Raw genomic sequence first — 19,746 nt, forward strand, 5'->3', positions numbered from 1 at the left:
CGGGCGATTACCCAACCCATTGTCGTATCAAGCCGCGCGAGTGTATTGAATTGCAAGGTCCGGGACGGTTGGCTGCGGTCAGAGTCGACGCAGCACGCTGACGACCTTGCCCATGATCTGCGCGTGGGTGCCGTCGATGGGGGAGTATGCGGGGTTATGCGGTATCAGCCAGATGTGGCCATTGTCCTTGCGGAACGTCTTGATCGTGGCCTCGTCGTCGAGCAACGCGGCGACGATGTCGCCGTTGACTGCGGACGGCTGTTCGCGTATGACCACGTAGTCGCCGTCGCAGATAGCGGCGTCGATCATCGAGTCGCCGTGCACTTCGAGCATGAACAGTTTGCCGCTGCCCGTAAGCCGTTGCGGTAGCCGCATGACATCATCGATGTGCTGTTCGGCGGTAATCGGGACGCCGGCGGCGATGCGCCCGACCAGCGGGACGTCACGGGATGCGAGAATCGACTCGCTGGCCTCCGTGTCCCCGGGGAAGGGGAGTACCGTGGCGGTTTGCGAGTCCGTGCCGGAATCATACAACTCGATGGCGCGGCCCTTGTTGGCGCTGATATGAAGATAGCCCTTGCGCTCCAGTGCATGAAGCTGATGCTTGACCGATGACGGGCTCTTCAGCCCGACAGCTTCGCCGATTTCTCGGAAGGACGGAGCGAATCCCTGTTCCGCAATGTGCTTGCGTATGGCATCAAGCACCAGATGCTGCCTTTCGGTCAGGGCGTCATCGCGTTGCCGCGTGGCGTTTTTCGAGGTGGGTGCTGGTGTGCTCACGTCGACTCCTTTCATCTTCGTTCAATCATAGCGTGATTTGTTCCATGAAAACAAACATTCGTTCGATATGGCGTGTTGCTTTTGTCGAACCGCTGTGTCACTATGAGTACAGTTGTTCTATGAAACATGAGTTCGAGAAGGAGGGCGACATGATGGAACAAATGATTGCGGCAGCGGGGCTCCAGTGTGCATCAAGTCGTCATGATGCGATGCGCGATGTGGCGTTCGATGTCAAAAACAGCGATGTTCCAACGTTTTTGAGGAATATGGATTCTTCCGATGCGCGACGGCGTGATTCCCGGGTGATTATCGGAGTGTGCGACGAGCATGGTGTTCGCATGGCGAAGAGGGGTCATTCGACCATGTGTTTGACTCTTCGCGGCAAGATCGTGTTCTCGATGATGGGCGCCCTGCTGTGCCTGTGCATGATCGGCCTGCTGATGCCGCAGGTCGCCCGGTCGGCGCCGGATCTCTCCGCAGTGTACAGCTATACCGTGCAGCCGGGGGACACCTTGTGGTCATATGCCTCGGCCATCACTCCTGATGGGGGCGATGTGCGCGACACCATCGATGATCTGATATCGCTCAACCATCTCGATGGTGTCTCGTTGCAGGTGGGGCAGCAGCTCAAGGTGCCGATTGTCTGATTCCGGCGAATTCGGAGCGGTGCGTCCCCATGAGTGCTTTCTCGAATCGCTTCTTCGGCATTTACCGCCGGCCGCTTCCGGATTCGGACGTGACCGTTGACATGGGGAAGGGGCTTTGTCAACGCTTACGATATTCTGAGGTCATGCATTGTCCTTATTGTCAGAATTCCGATACCAAGGTCATCGATACGAGAATCAGTGATGACGGGTTCTCGATTCGTCGCAGGCGTGTGTGTCAGATATGCCACAAACGCTTCACCACCGTGGAAAGCACCATGTTGTTGGTGCGCAAGCGTTCCGGAAACGTAGAGCCGTTCGACCGAAAGAAGGTGGTGTCCGGCGTGAGGAAGGCCTGTCAGGGACGGCCCATCAACGAAGACGATCTACGCACACTCGGTCAGCGCGTCGAAGAGGATCTGAGGGCGAGGGGGCTTGCCGAAGTCGATTCGGACGATGTCGGCAAGGCGATATTGGCTCCTCTACGGGAGCTCGATGAGGTCGCCTACCTGCGATTCGCCAGCGTGTATCAGAATTTTGATGGTCTTGAGGACTTCCAGCGAGCCATAGACGATCTGCGCAAGGAAAAGCACGCCGAGGCGGAACAGCACTGAAACGGAACGGTGCTGAAACGGAACGGTGCTGAAACGAAGCAGTGCCGGAGCGAAGCAGTGCTGAAGCGGAACTGCGCTGGTCGAAACTGCGCTGACACGAATCAATGTTGATGTCGATGCCGACGTCGACATGTGACGCCTGATATGCGACCGGCCCCTTCCATGATCGAACAGCGGAAGGGGCCGTGTGGAAAACCGATGACCGGCTTGTTCAGCTGATCACGCGCATGCGAATCGTGCCCTCGATGTGGCTGAGCGCGTCCAGCGTGGTCTGGCTGGGCTTCTGCGATACGTCAGTGACCACGTAGCCGAGTTCGCCCTCGGTTCCGAGAGACTGCGCAGCGATGTTGATGTTCTCCTTGCCCAGCACATGGTTGACGCGGGCGAGAACGCCCGGCAGGTTGGCATGCAGATGCGCGATTCGAGCAGCGCTCTTGCACGGCCCCAACGTCACCTGGGGAAGGTTGACCGAAAGCATGGTCGACCCCTTGTCCCAGTAGTCCTCAAGTCGCTGCGAGACGAAATGCCCGATTGACTTCTGCGCCTCAAGCGTCGAGCCGCCGATATGCGGGGTGAGAATCATGTTGTCCTCGTCGGCGAGATCGGTGTCGAACGGATCGCCGCTCTTCTTCGGCTCGACGGGGAACACATCGACCGCGGCGCCGGAAAGATGACCGGAATCCAGATGACGCTTCAACGCGTCCAGGTTGGCGACGAAGCCGCGGGACAGGTTGATGAAAATGGCATTCTGCTTCATGCGGGCGAACTGGTCCTCGCCGAAGAAGCCAGTGTTGGACTTGCGGCCGTCCACATGCAGGGTCACCGCATCGGACTGCTCCAGCAGTTCGTCAAGGGTCTCGCAACGGTGGGCGTTGCCCATCGCCAGCTTCTCCTCGATATCGTAGAACACGACGCGCATGCCCAGAGCCTCCGCCAGCACGGACAACTGCGAGCCGATATTGCCGTATCCGATGATGCCCAAGGTCTTGCCGCGAACCTCATGCGAGCCGGAAGCGGACTTGTCCCACAAGCCATGGCGCATGTGATGCGTGTGGGCGGGAATGCGGCGCATCAGGCAGATGATGTCGCAGATCACCAGTTCCACCACGGAACGGGTGTTGGAATACGGGGCGTTGAACACGCCGATGCCATGCTTGCCCGCATAATCGAGATCCACCTGATTGGTGCCGATGCAGAAGCATCCGACCGCGGTCAGGGACGGGCATGCGTCGATGACCGCTGCGGTCACGGGCGTCTTGGACCGTATGCCGAGCAGGCTCACGCCGTCAAGCGCCTCGATGAGTTCCTTCTCGCCCAGGGCGCCCTTGCGCGTCTCCACTTCGAAACCGTGATCGCGCAGCGATTGCGCCGCATCCGGGTGAATGTTTTCCAATAACAGAGCTTTTGCCATGGTACCTACCTTATAGCTGCAAAGCTGTTTCGTCTTCCCCTGTCCGCACTATAACCAATCGCTGCGTTGGTCTGGTCATAGCCACGTAGAGATCCGAAGCCGCCACCAGGCGCGAGGGAGCATCCTGCTCGATACGTCCGGGCTGTACGACCACTACGGCGTCGAATTCAAGTCCCTTGACCGACTCCGTGGAACCGACGCTGATCTGCGCGTCCCACTCGTGCTGCTCGGACAGCCGGTCCGTCTCTTGCTGTCCCAGCGTACCCGGAAGCGTTGAAAAGATAGTGGATCGGAGCGGATCGAGCATGTGGGAAGGGGCGATGACCGCTACGCGACCGGTTCCGTCCGCATCCACGAACTGCTTGGCTAGCTGCGCGACATGCGATGCCGCGGTCGCGATCGTGTCGGATTCGCCGTCGACGATGATCCTGCGCACGGCGTCCGGTATCGTGCGCACGGCGTTGACCGTCGAGATATACAGTCCCGCCTTCTGCGCGAAGTCCGAGGCCAGGTCCGAAACCTCCTGCGGATTGCGGTAGTTGATGGTCAGCTCGTTGAGATCCCACCGCCGCTCGCCGAACAGCCGGTTCATCGTGCGGTCCCAGCGGCGCGTGCCGCCGAGCGCAGACGTCTGAGCCACGTCGCCGACGATGGTGAACGAGCGCGACGGGCACCGGCGGATCAGCATGCGCCAGTCCATCGCGGTCAGTTCCTGAGCCTCGTCGACGACCACATGCCCGTATGTCCACTCGCGGTCGGCCGCGGCACGCTGTGCGATGAACTCGCCGCCCTCGCCGTTCATCTGGTCGACCAGCATCTGCGAGGAGACGATGCCCGACCCGAGACCTACCGAGTTCAGGGTGTCCTGCGCGAACTGCTCCTCCTGGGCGCGCTTCGCGTTCTTGGCGGCGATCTGCGCCGCGATCTTGGGGTCGGGCCCCAGAAGCTCCATGGCCTCGTCCAGCAGCGGCACGTCCGATTGCGTCATCGGGGCGCCCTTGGGGCGGGTGAGCGCGGCGATGCCATCGTCGTCAAGCCACGGCGCGAGCGCGCGAAGACGGAGCGGATGGGACCACAGGTTGTCGATCAGCCACGTGCCGTTCATCGGCAGCCACGCGAGGTTCAGCGTGACCCTCACCTTGTCGTTCAGGCGAAGGTTCGTCAGCGCCTCGTTCAGCTCGTCGTCGGACGGCGTATAGTCCAGCTGCTCGGCGTAACGGTCCCGAAGCGCCATCAGCATGGTCCGCACGAAGGTCTCCCGCGCCTTGTTGTGCGGCTGGCGCGTGCGCTTCGCCTGGTCGATGGCCGCCCTGACATCGGTGTCGAGCATGCGGACCGCGAAGCCGTTCACGTGCACGGTGGGCAGGTCCTGCGGAACCCGTTCGCGCAGCGCGATGGCGTTGGCCACGACCTGCGCCATGCGACGGTCGCCCTTGAGCTTGGCGGCGAGCGGAGTGTCCGTCGCGGTCGCCTTGATGCCCGGGATGAGGTCGGCGATGGTGCGGCTGACGACGCCCGTCTCGCCGAGCGAGGGCAGCACCTGGTCGATGTAGTGCAGGAACGTCGTGCTCGGGCCGATGACCAGCACGCCGGAGCGCTCCAGCTTGCGCCGGTGCGTGTACAGCAGGTATGCGGCGCGGTGCAGCGCGACCGCGGTCTTGCCGGTGCCGGGCCCGCCCTGCACCACCAGAGCCCTGTTGAGATCTGAGCGGATGATGCGGTCCTGCTCCGCCTGGATCGTGGCGACGATGTCCGTCATCTTGCCGGTTCGGCGCGAACTGAGCGATGCCAGCAGGGCGCCTTCGCCGGTGAGCGTCCCGGCCTTCGAGGCCTTGTCCACCTGCTCGGAATGGACGTCGAGCACCTCGTCCTCGATGCCGATGACATCGCGGAAGTTCAGTGTGATATGGCGGCGCATGACGATGTCGCCGTGGTTGGATGGCGTCGCCTCGTAGAACGGGCGGGCCGCCTCGGCGCGCCAGTCGGTCAGTATCGGCTCGTGGTTCTCGCTGGACAGGCCGATGCGGCCTATGTACCGGCGCTCGCCCTTCACGTCATCGAGTCGGCCGAACACCAGACGGTCTTCCATGGCGCGCAGCTGGGTGAGCCGGTCCTCGTACATGGTGGCGAACGAGTCGCGTAACGTGCGCTGGGTGGGGGACCCGTGCGAGCCGGCCGCACGTACCGTATCCAACCGCGTGCGCGTCTGCGATCGCAGGGCGTCCAAGCGGGCGTATGCGCGGTCGACCGCTTGCTGTTCCTCGTGCAGTTGCGTTGATAATCCCGGCATTGATGTCCGTTCTCTCGGTGAAAACTCAGGCATTCAAATGTAGCGCAAGGGCAATACGAAGCCGTGTGGATGTGTCCTGCCGCAACGGCGCTCCGAAGCGGTTGTGGAGGATACGCATTAAAACTATGTGGAAAAACCATTTCGTAGGGATTTGTGGTGAGAAGTGGGGTACAGTGGTGGATTGGTGTATCCGGATTCACGGTTAGGAGGTGGAACGTTGGCAGACGACTCGCAAGTCCAGAACGCCACGAACCCCTCCGCACAGCCGGAGCCGATGGCCCTGCCCCCGCTGTTGCTGGGCACGTACACCCCGAAAATCGACGCGAAGGGCCGCATGGCCCTGCCTGCCAAGCTCCGTTCCCAGCTTGGCGCGGGACTCGTCATGGCGCGCGGCCAGGAACGGTGCGTCTACCTCCTGCCGCAATCGGAGTTCCGTCGCATCGCCATCCAGATCCAGCGCACGTCGATGGGCGACAAGGCCGCACGCGACTACCTGCGCGTGTTCCTGTCCGGAGCCGTCGACCAAGACCCGGACAAGCAGGGACGAGTGCTGGTACCGCAGATGCTGCGCGACTACGCGAACCTCGGCGACGACATCGTGGTGATAGGTGTGGGCACCCGCGCCGAGATCTGGAACCGCGAGGCTTGGGAACGATATCTGAACGAGAAGGAACAAGGCTATGCCGACATAGCCGACGACGTGCTTCCGGTGGTGGGATTCTGATGACTGATTATGCTTCGATTCACCAGCCAGTACTGCTTGAGCAGTGCGTGTCGCTGGTCGCCCCGGCGTTGCAGGACCCCGGATCCATCGCGGTCGACTGCACGCTCGGTCTGGCCGGCCACACCATCGCCTTCCTCAAAGCCGCGCCGCAGGCCCGCGTGCTGGGCATCGACCGGGATGCGGAAGCACTCGCCATGGCCACCGAGCGCATCGCCGGGGAAGGACTTTCGGACCGCTTCATACCTGTCCACGCCGCATTCGACGCGTTCGGCCAGGTGCTTGACGACCAGGGCATCGATCGGGTGAATGCGGTGTTCATGGATCTGGGTCTGTCGAGCCTGCAGATCGATGAGACGGACCGCGGCTTCTCCTACGCGCACGACGCGCCGCTCGACATGCGCATGGACGTCAGCCAGCCCCTGACCGCGCAACGCGTCCTGGCCGAGTACCCCGAGCGCGAGCTGGTACGCATATTCCGCGCATACGGGGAGGAACGGTTCTCCCGCCAGATCGCCCGCGAGATCGTGCGCCGTCGCGCGCAGGAACCTCTGACGACGTCCGCCCAGCTCAACAGGCTCGTCGACGAGGTGGTGCCGCAGGCGCACCGTCCCGCCGGAAACCCCGCCAAGCGCGTGTTCCAGGCATTGCGCATCGAAGTGAACGGCGAACTGGACAAGCTCGCCGGCACCCTGCCGCAGATAGCCTGCCGGCTCGCCCCGAACGGCCGCCTGGTGGTCGAGTCGTATCACTCATTGGAAGACAAGACGGTGAAGTCGTTCATGAACGAAGGACTGCGCGTGGACGCGCCGGCCGACATGCCGGTCATCCCCGACGACGCGCAGCCGTTCTTCGCGCCGCTGACGCGCGGCGCCGTCCAGGCCGGGCCGGATGAGATCGCAGCCAATCCCAGGTCGGCGTCGGTGCGCCTGCGCGGCGTCGAGCTGGTCAGGCCCCTGCCTGCGCGCTGGCGCCAGCGCTTCCGGCAGAACGCGCAAGTCGCCCGGGACCATGAGTCGGCCCGGGACGCGGGTGAAAACCGCGGCAGACACGGTGGCCGCGGCAGACATGACGACATGACGGCACGAAACACGACATCGAGAAGGAGGGGATGATGGCCTCGACATTGCGAACCGCCCGCTCCAACGCGGCGCCCGTGGCACCGGCGGGGCGCGGCTCGGATGGCGCCGCACGCCCCGCCGCCCGCCCGCAGCTGCACGTCATCGACGGCTCCTCCCAGCGCAACGGCTCCCGGTCCACCGGCAGCCTGGCCCGTATCATCGCCTGGACCCAGGCGCGCGGCGCGTCACTGATCCATGTCACGGTCGCCATCGTCTTCCTGGTCGCCACGTTGCTGATAACCCTGATGCTGCGCACGCAGATGGTTCAGAACTCTTTCGAATCCAACACGGTGCAAAACAACATCAACATGCTCACCCAGGACGTGCAGGACGATCAGGCGAAACTTGACGAGCTGATCTCGTCGCTGCCCGACAAGGCACAGAAGATGGGCATGGTGCCCCAGCAGGATTCCGTCACCATCGATCTCAACGGGTACAAACCCAGTAAGGGGTCCGCTCAATGATCGGCCGAATAACCGCAATGATACGGTTCGCCAGATGCCGCAAGTTCCTCTTCCAGTGCATCGCCATCGGCGTCATACTCGCGATGGTCGCCTCCGCATGCCTGTTCAAGCTGGCCTCCATCCAGCTGATAGACGGCCAGATGGCCGCACAGGCGGCGACCCAGGCCCGGACCAAGAAGGTGATCGTCCACTCGATGCGCGGCAAGATCACCGACACGAACGGCACCGTGCTGGCGCAGAGCGTCGAGCGATACACGATCATCGCCGACCCGTGGGCGGCCTCGCAGTTCGAGCCGATCGACTGCGACACGCAGAAGGCGAAGCAGGCCGGATTCTGCCACAAGGTCAACGGCAAGCCGGTCGGGGTCAAGGGATCCGCGGGCGTGGCCCGTCTGCTGGCACCCGTGCTGAAGATGGACGCGAAGACGCTCGGCGCCAAACTGACCGGCACCAGCCGGTACATGATCCTGAAGAAGGACGTGACGCCGACGGTCAAGCGGGCCATCGACGACCTGAATCTGGGTGGCGTGGTCTATGGCGAGTTGAGCAGCCAGCGCATCTACGCCAACGGCACCCAGCTCGGCGCGCTGCTCGGCGGCGTGGACGATTCCGGCAAGGGCGTCGCCGGGGTGGAAAGCATGGAGAACTCCGCGCTGACCGGCACGGACGGTTACGTCATCTACCAGCAAGGTAACGGCGGCGAGGAGATCCCCGGCACGCTGACCGGTTCCCAAGAGGCCGTGAACGGCTCCGACGTGGCGCTGACGCTGGACCATGACGTCGACTGGTACGTCAAGCAGGCGCTGCTGGAAGGCCAGAAGAAGACCAAGGCGACGTGGGCCATGGCGGTGGTCCAGGACATCCAGACCGGCGAGATACTGGCCCTGGAGGACACCGACGAATACCAGGCGGGCAGCGACCAGGCTAAGCTGAACGCGTCCCGTGCCGTCAGCGAAAGCTTCGAACCGGGCTCGGTGGGCAAGGTCATCACGATGTCCGGACTGCTGCAGACCGGGCTGCACAAGGCGACCGACAAGTTCACTGTGCCCTATTCGTACACCAAGGACGGGCAGGAATACCATGACTCGTCCGCGCACGGCGACGAGCACTGGACTCTGGCCGGCATCATCAAGAACTCCTCGAACGTGGGCGTGGTCATGGCTTCGTCGCAGTACACGAAGAAGCAGCGGTACGAGTACCTCACGAAGTTCGGCATCGGCCAGTCCAGTGGCATGTCCATCCCTGGCGAGTCGCGCGGGCAGCTCGGCACGCCGGAATCGTGGGACGGGCGAACCGGCAACACGATCCTGTTCGGTCAGGGATACTCCGTGAACGCGCTCCAGCTGACCAACGTCGTCGCGACCATCGGCAACAAGGGCGTGCGCAAGCAGCAGTCGCTGATCAAGTCGGTCACCCACGCCGACGGCACGGTGGAGACGCCGCAGGAGGGCTCTTCCACGCGCGTCATCGACGAGTCGGTCGCCGACCAGGTCAAGAACGCCATGGAATCCGTGGCCGAGGGATACAGCAAGGTGGTGAACGTCAAGGGATACCGCATCGCGGCGAAGACCGGTACCGCCGAGGTCGCGGGAAGCGACGGCCGGCTGACCTCGATCGTCGCCGATTTCGCCGGAATGATCCCGGCGGACAACCCGCGCTTCGCCATCACCGTGATCATGAAGGATCCGCAGGGCACCTACGGCGGCATGACGGCTGGCCCGGTGTTCGCCAAGATTGGTGAATTCCTTATGCAGAAGTACAACGTGCCGACTTCCAGCCCGCGCAACGATGCTATTGCAGTGGACTGGTAAGGGGCCGCGCCGGAAATCCGGCGGGGCGTCGACAAGGAACATACGGAAGAAAGGCGGAAGCGATGAGCGCAGTCAGTGAAGCCGTCGCGCGGCGGATGACGTTGGGATATCTGGCCGACACGTACGGGCTGGAACTCGACCCGGACTTCGCTTCGGGGGTCACCGTCACATCCATCGCGGACGACGTCGATTCCGTGGCTCCCGGATCCCTGTATGTTCCCGCGCAGAGCGTGGACGTCAAGCGGCTGGAGGAGGCCCGGGCCCGCGGCGCGTACGCTGCGCTGGTCCCCCCGTCGATGAAGCACGAGGACGGCCCCGCGCAGATGCCACTGCTGCGCGCGCGCCTGACGTCCCGGCAGCTGGGCGACATCGCCAGCGACATCGCGGGCACCCCGTCCAACGCACTCGCCATTTTCGTGGTTGGCTCGGATGACCCGAAACGCAGTGAACGGTACGCGTCATGCGTAGCGGATTTCCTGCACATGCTGGGCAATCCTGTCGGCGTCGTGAAATCATCCGGCTCGACGTCGCTGGAGCGCGAGCTCGACCTGACCTACCCGCTGTCGATACTCGACGTGCAGCAGACGCTGTCGGTCTGCGCGGAGGACGGCGCGGCGGCGATGGTGTTCGCGCTCAACGACCGTACACTCAAATCCGATGCGCTGACCAGCGTGAACGTCGACGTCATCGGCCTGGACTCGGCACGAGACCTGCGCCAGCCGACGCCGAGCGGCACCGGCGAGGATTCGCGTGCTGGCGAAGGCGGCGAAGCGGCATCTCCGTCCGGGCAGTGGGCGAGCGGGGAGGAGCCCGCCGGGTCGGCTGGCGACGCCCGGGACGACCTCGCACAGGCGCGGCAGCTGGGGGCGGGCTTCGGCTTCGAGGTCGACGAGCAGACCCACGTCGCCCGTGCCGACGCGCAATCCGACCTGCTCGCGGCGCAGGCCCCGTTCGCCTCGGACCGCGACAGTATCCGTGAATTGTCGCTCGCCATTGCCATGGTTATGGCGGCGGGGATTCGCAGAAACAACATTCGCAGTGCGCTGCGCGTATCTCACGAATTGGCTCATGGAGAGGAAAACAAGGCATGAACGCAGAGGCAACGATGATGCCTATGACCGTTCGGCAGGTGGCCGAGGCGGTCCAAGGCAGGCTGATCGTCCCGCAGACGGGCGACGGCGTCGAAGACGGAGCCGATGCACTGGCCACGTCGGCGGTCAGCGATTCGCGCCAGGTCCGTGAAGGCTCCGTGTTCGTGGCGATCGCCGGCGAGCGTGTGGACGGTCATGATTTCGTCGCTCGCGCCGGCGAATCCGGCGCGGTCGTGGCGCTCGTACAACATGAAGTGGATGCGCCGGTGGCGCAGATAGTCGTTCCCGATACGGTCGACGCGCTGGGCCTGCTCGCGAAGGCGAACATCGCCGCTCGGCGTGCGGCCGGAACGCCGTTCACCCTGATCGGCATCACCGGCTCGGTGGGCAAGACCACCACCAAGGACCTCATGGCCGCCCTGCTGTCCACGCTCGGCTCCACCGTGGCGCCCGTCGGCTCGTTCAACAACGAGATCGGCCTTCCTCTGACCGCGTTGAAGGTCGGCCGGGACACGCGCTTCTTCGTCGCCGAGATGGGAGCGAGCCATGTCGGAGAGATTACGCGCCTGACCACGATCGCCCCTCCGGACATCGCCGTCGTGCTCAAGGTCGGATGCGCCCATCTCGGCGAATTCGGCTCCGTCGAGCGCATCGCGCAGGCGAAAAGCGAGATCGTCCAGGGGCTGGTTCCCGATGGGCTGGCGGTGCTCAACGCCGACGACGCCCATGTGGCGGCGATGGCCCCCCTGGCGCCGCAAGGACATGTATTCTGGTTCGGCATGGCCGGCGACGACGCCGAAGCCAGCGCTGGCAACGCCGCATCCGGGAAGTCGGACGCACTGTTCGCCAGCGACGTGCGGACCGACGACGGCGACCGCCCCTCGTTCACCTTGGAACGGGCCGATGGCGGAACCGCCCATGTGCAACTGGCGATTCGCGGCACGCACAACGTGATGAACGCCCTCGCCGCGGCGAGCGTCGCCCACCTGCTGGGCGTACCGCTGCAGTCGATCGCCGAGACGCTGTCGCGTCAGTCCCGCATCAGCCCGCACCGCATGGCGGTGTCCACGGTCCGGCGCGGCGGGATGTCTTTCACGCTGATCGATGATTCATTCAACGCCAACCCCGACTCCATGCGAGCCGGTCTCGACGGGCTCGCCCGGTGGCGTTCCGATGAAGACCCGTACCGTATCGCGGTGCTGGGAGCGATGCTGGAGCTGGGCGGTGACGAGTCCGCGCTGCATGAGGGCATCGGCGAGTACGCGGCCGGCCTGCCCATCGACGCCGTCATCGCGGTGGGCAACGATGACGAGCATTTCGACGCGCTGGCTTCCGCCCTTGCGAAGGGCGCGCGGAAGCGGCGTGACGACAGTGACGGCAACACGCCGGAGGTGCATTGGGTTCACGACATCGATCAGGCCGACACCTTGGTCCGAGCTCTTGCCGGAGACCATGACGACACGGTTGTGCTGCTGAAGGGGTCGCACGCCTCGGGCCTGAGCGCCCTGGCGCAACGATGGACGACAGCGGACGGACAGCCGTCCGACCACGAATAGGAAGCGGGGAATCTGAGTTGATCGCGTTAATCATTGGCATTCTGGTCTCGCTTCTGGTGACCATCGCGGGCACGCCGATGCTGATCCATCTGGTGCATCGGCTGCACTACGGGCAGTACATCCGTCAGGACGGGCCGAAGTCGCATCTGGTCAAGCGCGGCACCCCGACCATGGGCGGCGTAGCAATCGTGCTGGCGATCGTGCTCGGATGGGGGGCGTCGGCACTGTACCGTTACGTCCGCTCGGGAGCGGTTCCCTCCCTGTCCGCGATGCTTGTGCTGTTCGCGATGCTGTCGATGGGCCTGCTCGGCTTCATCGACGACTTCGCCAAGGTGCGCAAAAAACAGAATCTGGGCCTGTCGGTGCATGCCAAGTTCATCGGCCAGTTCATCTTCGCCACGATCTACGCGGTTCTCGCGCTGATCATCCCCACCAAATCGGGGTTCCCCAGCGCTCAGGCAGGCATGAGCTTCATTGAGAAGCCGTTCTTCGACTTCCGGTTCGCCGGCGGCGTGGCCGCCGCGATCATATTCGTCATCTGGGTGAATTTCCTCATGACCGCGTGGACGAACGCGGTCAACCTGACCGACGGCCTTGACGGCCTGGCATCCGGTTCGTCGATGATCGCGTTCGCCGGATACGCCATCATCGCGTTCTGGGAAAGCTACCATATCAAGGGCGGCACGCACGAAGGGTTCTCGTATGCGGTGTCCGATCCGCTCGACCTGACCATCATCGCCTGCTGCGCGGCCGTCGCCTGCTTCGGATTCCTGTGGTACAACTCGAACCCGGCGACGATCTTCATGGGCGACATCGGTTCGCTGGCGCTCGGCGGCCTGTTCGCCGCGCTGTCCATCGCCACACACACCGAATTCCTCGCCATCATCATCGGCGGCCTGTACGTAATCGAGGTGATGAGCGACATCATCCAGGTCACTTCGTTCAAGCTCACGCACAAGCGCGTGTTCAAGATGGCGCCGATCCACCATCATTTCGAGCTTCTCGGGTGGAGCGAATCAAAGGTCGTCGTGCGCTTCTGGATGATCGAGTTCCTGTTCATGATCGTGGGCCTGATGATGTTCTACGTCGATTGGGTGTCCCGATCCGGGTTGCTGTTTGTCTGAACGGTACCGTGACGGCTCCGCGCCGCACAGCGTGGCGTGACCGCCGCGGTATAGGCAGGTTCGCATGAGAGCGTCCGCCGGTTCGGCGGTGCAATGACAAGGGAGACGATATGGATCTCAGTGACAAGACCGTTCTGGTGGCCGGTCTGGGTATATCCGGCCGCAGCATGATGGAAGTGCTGCGTTCCCGCGCAGCGCGGGTAATCGGCGTGGACGAGCATAAGCCGGAGGCCGACCTGCATTCGTTCGACGACATCGACTGGGATTCGGCCGACATCGTCATGACGTCGCCGGTGTTCAACCCGCGCACGCCGTTCATCCTCGAAGCCCAACGCCGAGGCATCCCCGTGTACAGCGAGGTCGAGCTCGCGTGGCGGCTGCGCGTGGACAGCGCCCGCACCGGCCGCCCCGCCCCGTGGGTGGGCATCACCGGCACGAACGGCAAGACGTCCACGACCGAGATGACCTCGGCCATGCTGTGCGCCGATGGCCTCGTTGCACCGGCGGTCGGCAACATCGGCAAGGCGGTGTCCCACGCCGCGGTCGATCCGGACAACGACGCGCTGTGCGTGGAGCTCAGCTCGTTCCAGCTGCATTTCACCGATTCGCTGGCGCTGGATTGCGCGGCGATCACGAACATCGCCGACGACCATCTCGACTGGCATGGCGGCATCGAAGCGTACGCCGCCGACAAGTCGAAGGTGTTTCGCAACGTCAGGCGCGCCCTGGTGTTCAACGCCGACGACCGGCGCGTCAGCGCGCTCGCCTCGGCGGCGCATACCGCCGAGGGATGCCGGCGCATCGGATTCACACTCGGCGTTCCCCAGCCCGGCCAGATCGGCGTGGACGACGGCTGGATCGTCGACCGCAGTGGCGTGGCCGGCGGCGCATTCGGCGATGAGACCCGCCTGGCGCCGGTCCAGGAGTTCCCCCACCTGTGTGAGCCGGACGGCACCGTGTACCCGCACCTGCTCGCCGACGCGATGACCGCGCTGGCGTTGGCGCTGGGAATGGGCGTGGACCTCGATAAGGCGTTGGCCGCGCTGAAGGCGTTCGCCCCCGGCGGCCATCGCATCCAGACGGTGGCGACGGCCGCGACGGGCGACGGCGGCTCGATACGCTTCATCGACGATTCGAAGGCGACGAACGCCCACGCGGCGCGGGCATCGCTGAGCAGCTTCGCCCCCAAGAGCGTGGTGTGGATCGCCGGAGGACTCGCCAAGGGAAGCCGTTTTGAACAGCTCGTGGCGGATCAGGCGCATACGATTAAGGCGGCCGTCATCATCGGCAAGGACCAGAAGCCGATGCTTGAGGCGTTCGCCGCCAGCGCACCCGGCATTCCTCTTACCGTGATCGAGCCCGAGCCCTCGGACACGGTGATGGCGCGCGCGGTCGATGCCGCAGGCGCATACGCCGGCACAGGTGACGTGGTGCTGATGGCACCCGCTTGCGCCTCCATGGACCAGTTCGTCTCCTACGCGGACCGCGGCACCCAGTTCGCGCGGGAGTCCTCACGATGGGTGACGCAGCATGGCAAGTGACGATCCGCGGCGACGCGCCCGCTCCGTAAGATCCGGCCAGCCTTCGCGGTCGGATGCTGGTTCCGCGGGCGCGGGCACTGGCACGGGCAGACGCACGGGGCAGGATTCGTCCGCCTCCCGACTGGCCGAGGCTCGGCGGGTCGAAGAGCGTGACGCCCAACGGCTCGGCAGGTTCACCGGACTGCGCAGCCTGCTCAACCCGCTGTGGTGCTATCACGGCTTCCGGGCCGCCGTTGTGGTGCTCACCGGCTTCGGCGTGATCATGGTGTTCTCCAGTTCCACCGTGTCGATGGTTTCCGCCGGCCGATCGCCGTTCTCGCAGGCCATCAGCCAGGGCATGTACTGTGTGATGGGTCTGGTCGTGGGCGTGGTTTTCATGTGCCTTCCGGCTCGTATGTACAGGCGTTTCAGCTTCGCCGTGGTGTTATTCGCGATGCTGCTGCAGCTGCTGACGTTCACGCCGCTCGGCGTCGAGGTCAACGGCAATGCCGGCTGGATCGGCAAGCGCGGCGTGTTCACGATGCAGCCGGCCGAGGTGATGAAGCTCGCCTTGTGCATATGGCTTCCGGCGGCCCTGCACTGGGCGAAGAAACACAGCGGTAAGATCGGCAAGTTGCGGGCATACGCCCCCCTGACGGTTCTGTATCTCCTGTGCCTGGGATTCGTGATGTTGGGCAAGGATCTGGGCACGGCCATGATCGTCCTGTTCATCGGATTCGTCGCGTTTCTTTTGGGAGGATATCCAGGCAAGGTCCTTGCGGCCTTTGCCGCCCTGGGCATCATCGGCATCGTGGGATTGATCGCATACAGTCCGAACAGGCTGAACCGCGTTCTGGCCGCGTACCAGGAGTGCAGCGGCACCGATGCCCAAAAGGTCTGCTACCAGTCGATACACGCGAAATACGCCTTGGCCGAAGGCGGTCTGTTCGGGGTAGGCTTGGGCAACTCCCGCGAGAAATGGAACTATCTGCCGGAGGCGCACAATGATTTCATCTTCGCCATCATCGGCGAGGAGACCGGTTTCATCGGAGCGGCCATCGTCATCATACTGTTCGTGGTGCTGGGAGGATGCATGATCAGCGTGGCCCTGCAGACCGCGGACCGTTACGCGTCGGTCAGCCTGCTGTGCATCACCGTATGGCTTGTCGGGCAGGCGCTGATCAACATCGGCGTCGTGGTCGGGGTTTTTCCCGTCATGGGCGTGCCGATGCCGTTCGTCTCGGCGGGCGGGTCGTCCCTGATCATGTGTCTGGCGGCGGCCGGCGTGGCCGCCTCGCTCATGCGCGCCCAACCTCAGATCAAGGCCGATTCGTCCCGCGCCTGACCGGAGGCGGGGCTGTCGGCGAAGCCAGCTGGGGTGGCCATAAGGCCCTGCCAACAGGGCGAAATATGTCAAAGTCGGCTTGACGAAGCCGCGTTTTTTCATCACTCACGCTAAGCTCGGAGATTATGAGTTCATCACCTGTGCATATCGTTCTGGCAGGCGGCGGCACCGCCGGTCATGTCAACCCGTTGCTGGCCGTGGCGGATGCGATTCGCCGTATCCGGCCCGAGGCTTCCATCAGCATCATCGGCACGGCCGTAGGACTGGAGCACGACCTTGTTCCCCGCGCCGGCTATGAGCTGGACACCATCGAAAAGGTCCCGTTCCCGCGGCGCCCCAACAAGGCCGCGCTCCAGTTTCCGGCCAAGTGGATGCGCGAGACCCGCAAGGTCCGCGATATCCTGCGTTCGCGTCACGCGGACGTTGTGGTCGGATTCGGCGGCTATGCCTCGGCTCCGGTGTATTCCGCGGCGCACAGGATGGGCATACCCGTCGTCATCCATGAGCAGAACGCCCGAGCCGGCATGGCCAACAAGCTCGGCGCGCGTTACGCTGCGTTCATCGGTACGGCGTACGAGAACACCGGCCTCAAGCCGGGATCCGGGTGCCGTATGGAGCGCGTCGGGCTGCCGTTGCGGCCGGCGATCAGCACGCTCGCGGCGCAGTTCGCGTCCGATCGCGCGTCCGTGCGCCAGTCGGGGGCCGAGGCGATGGGCATCGACCCAGCGCGTCCCATGGTGCTGGTCACCGGAGGGTCGCTGGGCGCGGTCAGCCTGAACAGGGCGGTGGCATCCAGTGCCGCGGTGCTGCTCGAACACGCGCAGGTCGTCCATCTGACCGGCAAGGGCAAGATCGACGAAGTGCGCTCGTTGGTGGGAGAGCGCGCCAATGCCGGGGTCTTCACCGGTGTGGGCCCTGATTCATACGGCAAGGGCGACTATCATGCGGCCGAATATCTGGAACGCATCGATCTGGCGTTCGCATGCGCCGATCTGGTGATTTGCCGGTCCGGGGCGGGATCGGTGTCCGAGCTCGCCGCCCTGGGCCTGCCTGCGGTGTATGTCCCGTTGCCGATCGGCAACGGGGAGCAGCGGTTCAACGCGCTTCCCGTGGTCAAGGCCGGCGGCGGGCTGATGGTGGCCGACAAGGATTTCACCGCGCAGTGGGTGCAGTCCCATGTGCCGTCGCTGCTCGCCGAACCGGACCGGCTGCGCGAGCTGGGCGACAAGGCATGGGAGTACGGCATTCGCGACGCCGCCGACACCATGGCCCGTCGTGTGCTTGAACTGGCGTAATGCGGCGCTCTGATTGGCGTCGGGTATGACCATAATGGTGACCAGCATGAATCATCAAGGAGAATCTGCAGTGTCTGAAGCGCAAACCAATGCCACCCCTATCGTCCTCGACCCGATGAGGGTCGCGTTCGCGCCCGACGCGACGGTGTTGCAACTGGGAAGGACCCATTTCATCGGCATCGGTGGCGCCGGTATGAGCGTGCTCGCCGAAATGCTCCATGAGCGTGGCGTCGACGTCGACGGTTCCGACCGTGAGGAAGGCTCGAAGACCGAACGGCTGCGATCCCTCGGCATCACCGTCGAAATCGGCCAGCAGGCCGACAACGTGCGTGGTGCCGACACCGTGGTGTACTCCAGCGCCATCAAGCCCGACAACCCCGAAATCGTCGCGGCGCACGAGCGGGGCATCCGCATCGTGCATCGCAGCGACATCCTGGCGTTGCTGATGAACGGCCGCCGGGCGGTCACCGTCGCCGGAGCGCATGGCAAGACCACGACAAGTTCGCTGCTATCCCACATCCTCGTCCATGCCGGAACCGGGAAGCTGGCCGATCCCAGCTACGCCATCGGCGGCACCATCCAGGCACCCGGGGGAGCGGTACTGGACGGCGGGCATGCCGGACGCGGCGACGTGTTGGTCGCGGAGGCGGACGAATCCGACGGCAGCTTCTGCAAGTACCGTCCCTCGATCGCGGTGATCACGAACGCGCTCGCAGACCATCTCGACCATTATGGCGACGAGGCGCATTACTGCGCCGCGTTCGTCGACCATGCGGGGCATGCAAGCGGACATGTCGTCATGACGGGCGATGACGAGGGCGCCGTGGCCGTGCTGCGCGACCTCGACCCGTCCGTGGCCCGTCGAACGATCGTGTACGCCACCAAGGATGCCGATCAGATCGGGGACCTGCGCGGCGCCACGCTGGTGCGCATCGATGCCGAGCATGAGAGCGCCGACAGCGGCCGGGAGACCTTCACCGTCCATGTGCCGGCGTCGCTCGCGTCGGTCTGCGGCTGTGGCGACGCCGATCTGGCGTTGCCGGTCAGCCTCGCCATCCCCGGCATGCACAACGCGCGCAACGCGACCGCGGCCATCCTGGCCGCGATGCTGTTGGGCGTGACCCCCGAGGCCGCAGCCCAGGCCGCCTCGACGTTCCTCGGAGCCTCGCGCCGGTTCCAGGTGCGCGGCGAGGAGAACGGCGTGACGGTGGTCGACGATTACGCGCATCATCCCACGGAGATCAGCGCGCTGCTCGACGCCGCCCGGCGCCGGTACCCGCGTTCCGTCATCCGGGTGCTGTTCCAGCCACACCTGTTTTCGCGCACGCGTATGTTCGCCCACGAGTTCGCCGAGGCGCTGTCCAAGGCCGATGACGTCATCGTCACCGGCATCTTCCCCGCACGCGAACTGCAGCGGGACTTCCCGGACGTTTCCGCCATGACCATCGTCGATGCCGCGCAGGACGTGCCGCACGCTTCGGCGCAGGGCGACGGGACGTGGATCAGCGCGGTCGACGACATGCAGGTGGCGGCTCAGATGCTGGCGATGCGCTGCCGTCCCACGGACGTGGTGTTCACCGTCGGCGCGGGGGACATTACCGCCATGGGCGCGGTGATCCTGCACGCACTGGGGGCCCGGCACAATCTCGGTGACCGCTGATGGCACGGCGGGTCGTTTCCTCACATGGCGATGCCGGTCGTGAGGCCGGGCAAGGGTCCGGCTCGCGCAAGCCGCGCACGACGGCAGACAGGGCCTCATCGTCGGGTGCCGAAGCCAATCGCGTCGCCGTGACACGGGAACGCCAGACCAGGAAAAAGCCTCGCACCGCGTCGAATGACGTGTCCCGGAAGGCTGCATCCGGAGAGGCGTCGCCGGGGAGAACCACGGTCGGGAAGGCGACGGGCCGGCAGATGACGTCCGGCAGGAAGTCGGAAAAGGCCTTAGAAAAAGAGACTTCC

At 64.4% G+C, this 19,746-nt stretch carries 16 protein-coding genes; 13 read left to right on the forward strand and 3 right to left on the reverse strand.

All coding sequences use genetic code 11. The annotated features are described in order from the left end of the window. Positions 1–78: 78 nt before the first annotated feature. Positions 79–795 carry a transcriptional repressor LexA gene (gene lexA, locus BBBF_RS02695; protein WP_003812299.1) on the reverse strand — a complete coding sequence of 239 codons (717 nt, stop codon included), beginning with the start codon at positions 793–795 and terminating at the stop codon, positions 79–81. A gap of 134 nt (positions 796–929) precedes the next feature. On the opposite strand from lexA, the gene BBBF_RS02700 reads away from it, so the two are divergent. Both BBBF_RS02700 and nrdR read left to right on the forward strand, forming a co-directional pair. After that, the gene (locus BBBF_RS02700) at positions 930–1,427 is read left to right on the forward strand and encodes a LysM peptidoglycan-binding domain-containing protein (RefSeq protein WP_374058441.1); all 498 of its coding nucleotides are present in this window, start codon (positions 930–932) and stop codon (positions 1,425–1,427) included. A gap of 143 nt (positions 1,428–1,570) precedes the next feature. After that, entirely contained in the window at positions 1,571–2,038 is a 468-nt protein-coding gene (gene nrdR / locus BBBF_RS02705) for a transcriptional regulator NrdR (protein ID WP_014759997.1), read from the forward strand. A 211-nt stretch (positions 2,039–2,249) separates the two neighbouring features. Here nrdR and serA read toward each other — a convergent pair whose 3' ends face one another. Next, complete coding sequence (serA, locus tag BBBF_RS02710; RefSeq protein WP_003819579.1) at positions 2,250–3,449, reverse strand: phosphoglycerate dehydrogenase; 1,200 nt, start codon at positions 3,447–3,449, stop codon at positions 2,250–2,252. A 10-nt stretch (positions 3,450–3,459) separates the two neighbouring features. Beyond that, the gene (locus tag BBBF_RS02715) at positions 3,460–5,739 is read right to left on the reverse strand and encodes a HelD family protein (protein ID WP_021648464.1); all 2,280 of its coding nucleotides are present in this window, start codon (positions 5,737–5,739) and stop codon (positions 3,460–3,462) included. 274 nt (positions 5,740–6,013) lie between these two features. Here BBBF_RS02715 and mraZ point away from each other — a divergent pair, with 274 nt between their 5' ends. From mraZ to murC, 11 genes are all read left to right on the forward strand, one after another. Continuing rightward, positions 6,014–6,463: a division/cell wall cluster transcriptional repressor MraZ gene (mraZ, locus tag BBBF_RS02720; RefSeq protein WP_231855248.1), complete on the forward strand. Its 450-nt coding sequence runs from the start codon at positions 6,014–6,016 to the stop codon at positions 6,461–6,463. Then, complete coding sequence (gene rsmH, locus BBBF_RS02725; protein ID WP_021648466.1) at positions 6,463–7,575, forward strand: 16S rRNA (cytosine(1402)-N(4))-methyltransferase RsmH; 1,113 nt, start codon at positions 6,463–6,465, stop codon at positions 7,573–7,575. The genes mraZ and rsmH overlap by 1 nt, the downstream gene beginning before the upstream one ends. Further along, positions 7,575–8,045 carry a cell division protein FtsL gene (gene ftsL, locus BBBF_RS02730; RefSeq protein ID WP_014760000.1) on the forward strand — a complete coding sequence of 157 codons (471 nt, stop codon included), beginning with the start codon at positions 7,575–7,577 and terminating at the stop codon, positions 8,043–8,045. Before rsmH ends, ftsL begins: the two co-directional genes overlap by 1 nt. Beyond that, positions 8,042–9,856: a peptidoglycan D,D-transpeptidase FtsI family protein gene (locus BBBF_RS02735; RefSeq protein ID WP_021647888.1), complete on the forward strand. Its 1,815-nt coding sequence runs from the start codon at positions 8,042–8,044 to the stop codon at positions 9,854–9,856. Before ftsL ends, BBBF_RS02735 begins: the two co-directional genes overlap by 4 nt. Positions 9,857–9,918: 62 nt before the next feature. Further along, complete coding sequence (locus tag BBBF_RS02740) at positions 9,919–10,947, forward strand: hypothetical protein (protein ID WP_003817002.1); 1,029 nt, start codon at positions 9,919–9,921, stop codon at positions 10,945–10,947. Between the two features lie 14 nt (positions 10,948–10,961). Continuing rightward, a complete protein-coding gene (locus tag BBBF_RS02745; protein ID WP_003812319.1) occupies positions 10,962–12,503 on the forward strand; it encodes a UDP-N-acetylmuramoyl-tripeptide--D-alanyl-D-alanine ligase in 1,542 nt (513 codons plus the stop codon). A 17-nt stretch (positions 12,504–12,520) separates the two neighbouring features. After that, a complete protein-coding gene (gene mraY / locus BBBF_RS02750) occupies positions 12,521–13,627 on the forward strand; it encodes a phospho-N-acetylmuramoyl-pentapeptide-transferase (protein WP_021647889.1) in 1,107 nt (368 codons plus the stop codon). A 110-nt stretch (positions 13,628–13,737) separates the two neighbouring features. Next, positions 13,738–15,168, forward strand: a complete 1,431-nt coding sequence (gene murD, locus BBBF_RS02755; protein ID WP_013389662.1) for a UDP-N-acetylmuramoyl-L-alanine--D-glutamate ligase — start codon at positions 13,738–13,740, stop codon at positions 15,166–15,168. Then, positions 15,158–16,492, forward strand: a complete 1,335-nt coding sequence (locus tag BBBF_RS02760; RefSeq protein WP_003817011.1) for a peptidoglycan glycosyltransferase FtsW — start codon at positions 15,158–15,160, stop codon at positions 16,490–16,492. The genes murD and BBBF_RS02760 overlap by 11 nt, the downstream gene beginning before the upstream one ends. Before the next feature lie 125 nt (positions 16,493–16,617). Beyond that, the gene (locus BBBF_RS02765; protein ID WP_003812327.1) at positions 16,618–17,787 is read left to right on the forward strand and encodes a UDP-N-acetylglucosamine--N-acetylmuramyl-(pentapeptide) pyrophosphoryl-undecaprenol N-acetylglucosamine transferase; all 1,170 of its coding nucleotides are present in this window, start codon (positions 16,618–16,620) and stop codon (positions 17,785–17,787) included. Positions 17,788–17,857: 70 nt separating this feature from the next. Continuing rightward, a complete protein-coding gene (gene murC / locus BBBF_RS02770) occupies positions 17,858–19,447 on the forward strand; it encodes a UDP-N-acetylmuramate--L-alanine ligase (RefSeq protein ID WP_033509473.1) in 1,590 nt (529 codons plus the stop codon). The last annotated feature ends 299 nt before the right edge of the window (positions 19,448–19,746 follow it).

It is taken from the genome of Bifidobacterium bifidum ATCC 29521 = JCM 1255 = DSM 20456 (assembly GCF_001025135.1).
GTDB lineage: Bacteria > Actinomycetota > Actinomycetes > Actinomycetales > Bifidobacteriaceae > Bifidobacterium > Bifidobacterium bifidum.

What these genes read in the sequence shown, in the direction of transcription:
- BBBF_RS02740 (WP_003817002.1), top strand. Translation starts at nt 9,919, where the DNA reads ATGAGCGCAGTCAGTGAAGCCGTCGCGCGGCGGATGACGTTGGGATAT.
- BBBF_RS02745 (WP_003812319.1), top strand. Translation starts at nt 10,962, where the DNA reads ATGATGCCTATGACCGTTCGGCAGGTGGCCGAGGCGGTCCAAGGCAGG.
- ftsL (WP_014760000.1), top strand. Translation starts at nt 7,575, where the DNA reads ATGGCCTCGACATTGCGAACCGCCCGCTCCAACGCGGCGCCCGTGGCA.
- BBBF_RS02715 (WP_021648464.1), bottom strand. Translation starts at nt 5,739, where the DNA reads ATGCCGGGATTATCAACGCAACTGCACGAGGAACAGCAAGCGGTCGAC.
- serA (WP_003819579.1), bottom strand. Translation starts at nt 3,449, where the DNA reads ATGGCAAAAGCTCTGTTATTGGAAAACATTCACCCGGATGCGGCGCAA.
- nrdR (WP_014759997.1), top strand. Translation starts at nt 1,571, where the DNA reads ATGCATTGTCCTTATTGTCAGAATTCCGATACCAAGGTCATCGATACG.
- rsmH (WP_021648466.1), top strand. Translation starts at nt 6,463, where the DNA reads ATGACTGATTATGCTTCGATTCACCAGCCAGTACTGCTTGAGCAGTGC.
- BBBF_RS02765 (WP_003812327.1), top strand. Translation starts at nt 16,618, where the DNA reads ATGAGTTCATCACCTGTGCATATCGTTCTGGCAGGCGGCGGCACCGCC.
- BBBF_RS02760 (WP_003817011.1), top strand. Translation starts at nt 15,158, where the DNA reads ATGGCAAGTGACGATCCGCGGCGACGCGCCCGCTCCGTAAGATCCGGC.
- murD (WP_013389662.1), top strand. Translation starts at nt 13,738, where the DNA reads ATGGATCTCAGTGACAAGACCGTTCTGGTGGCCGGTCTGGGTATATCC.
- BBBF_RS02735 (WP_021647888.1), top strand. Translation starts at nt 8,042, where the DNA reads ATGATCGGCCGAATAACCGCAATGATACGGTTCGCCAGATGCCGCAAG.
- BBBF_RS02700 (WP_374058441.1), top strand. Translation starts at nt 930, where the DNA reads ATGATGGAACAAATGATTGCGGCAGCGGGGCTCCAGTGTGCATCAAGT.
- mraZ (WP_231855248.1), top strand. Translation starts at nt 6,014, where the DNA reads ATGGCCCTGCCCCCGCTGTTGCTGGGCACGTACACCCCGAAAATCGAC.
- lexA (WP_003812299.1), bottom strand. Translation starts at nt 795, where the DNA reads ATGAAAGGAGTCGACGTGAGCACACCAGCACCCACCTCGAAAAACGCC.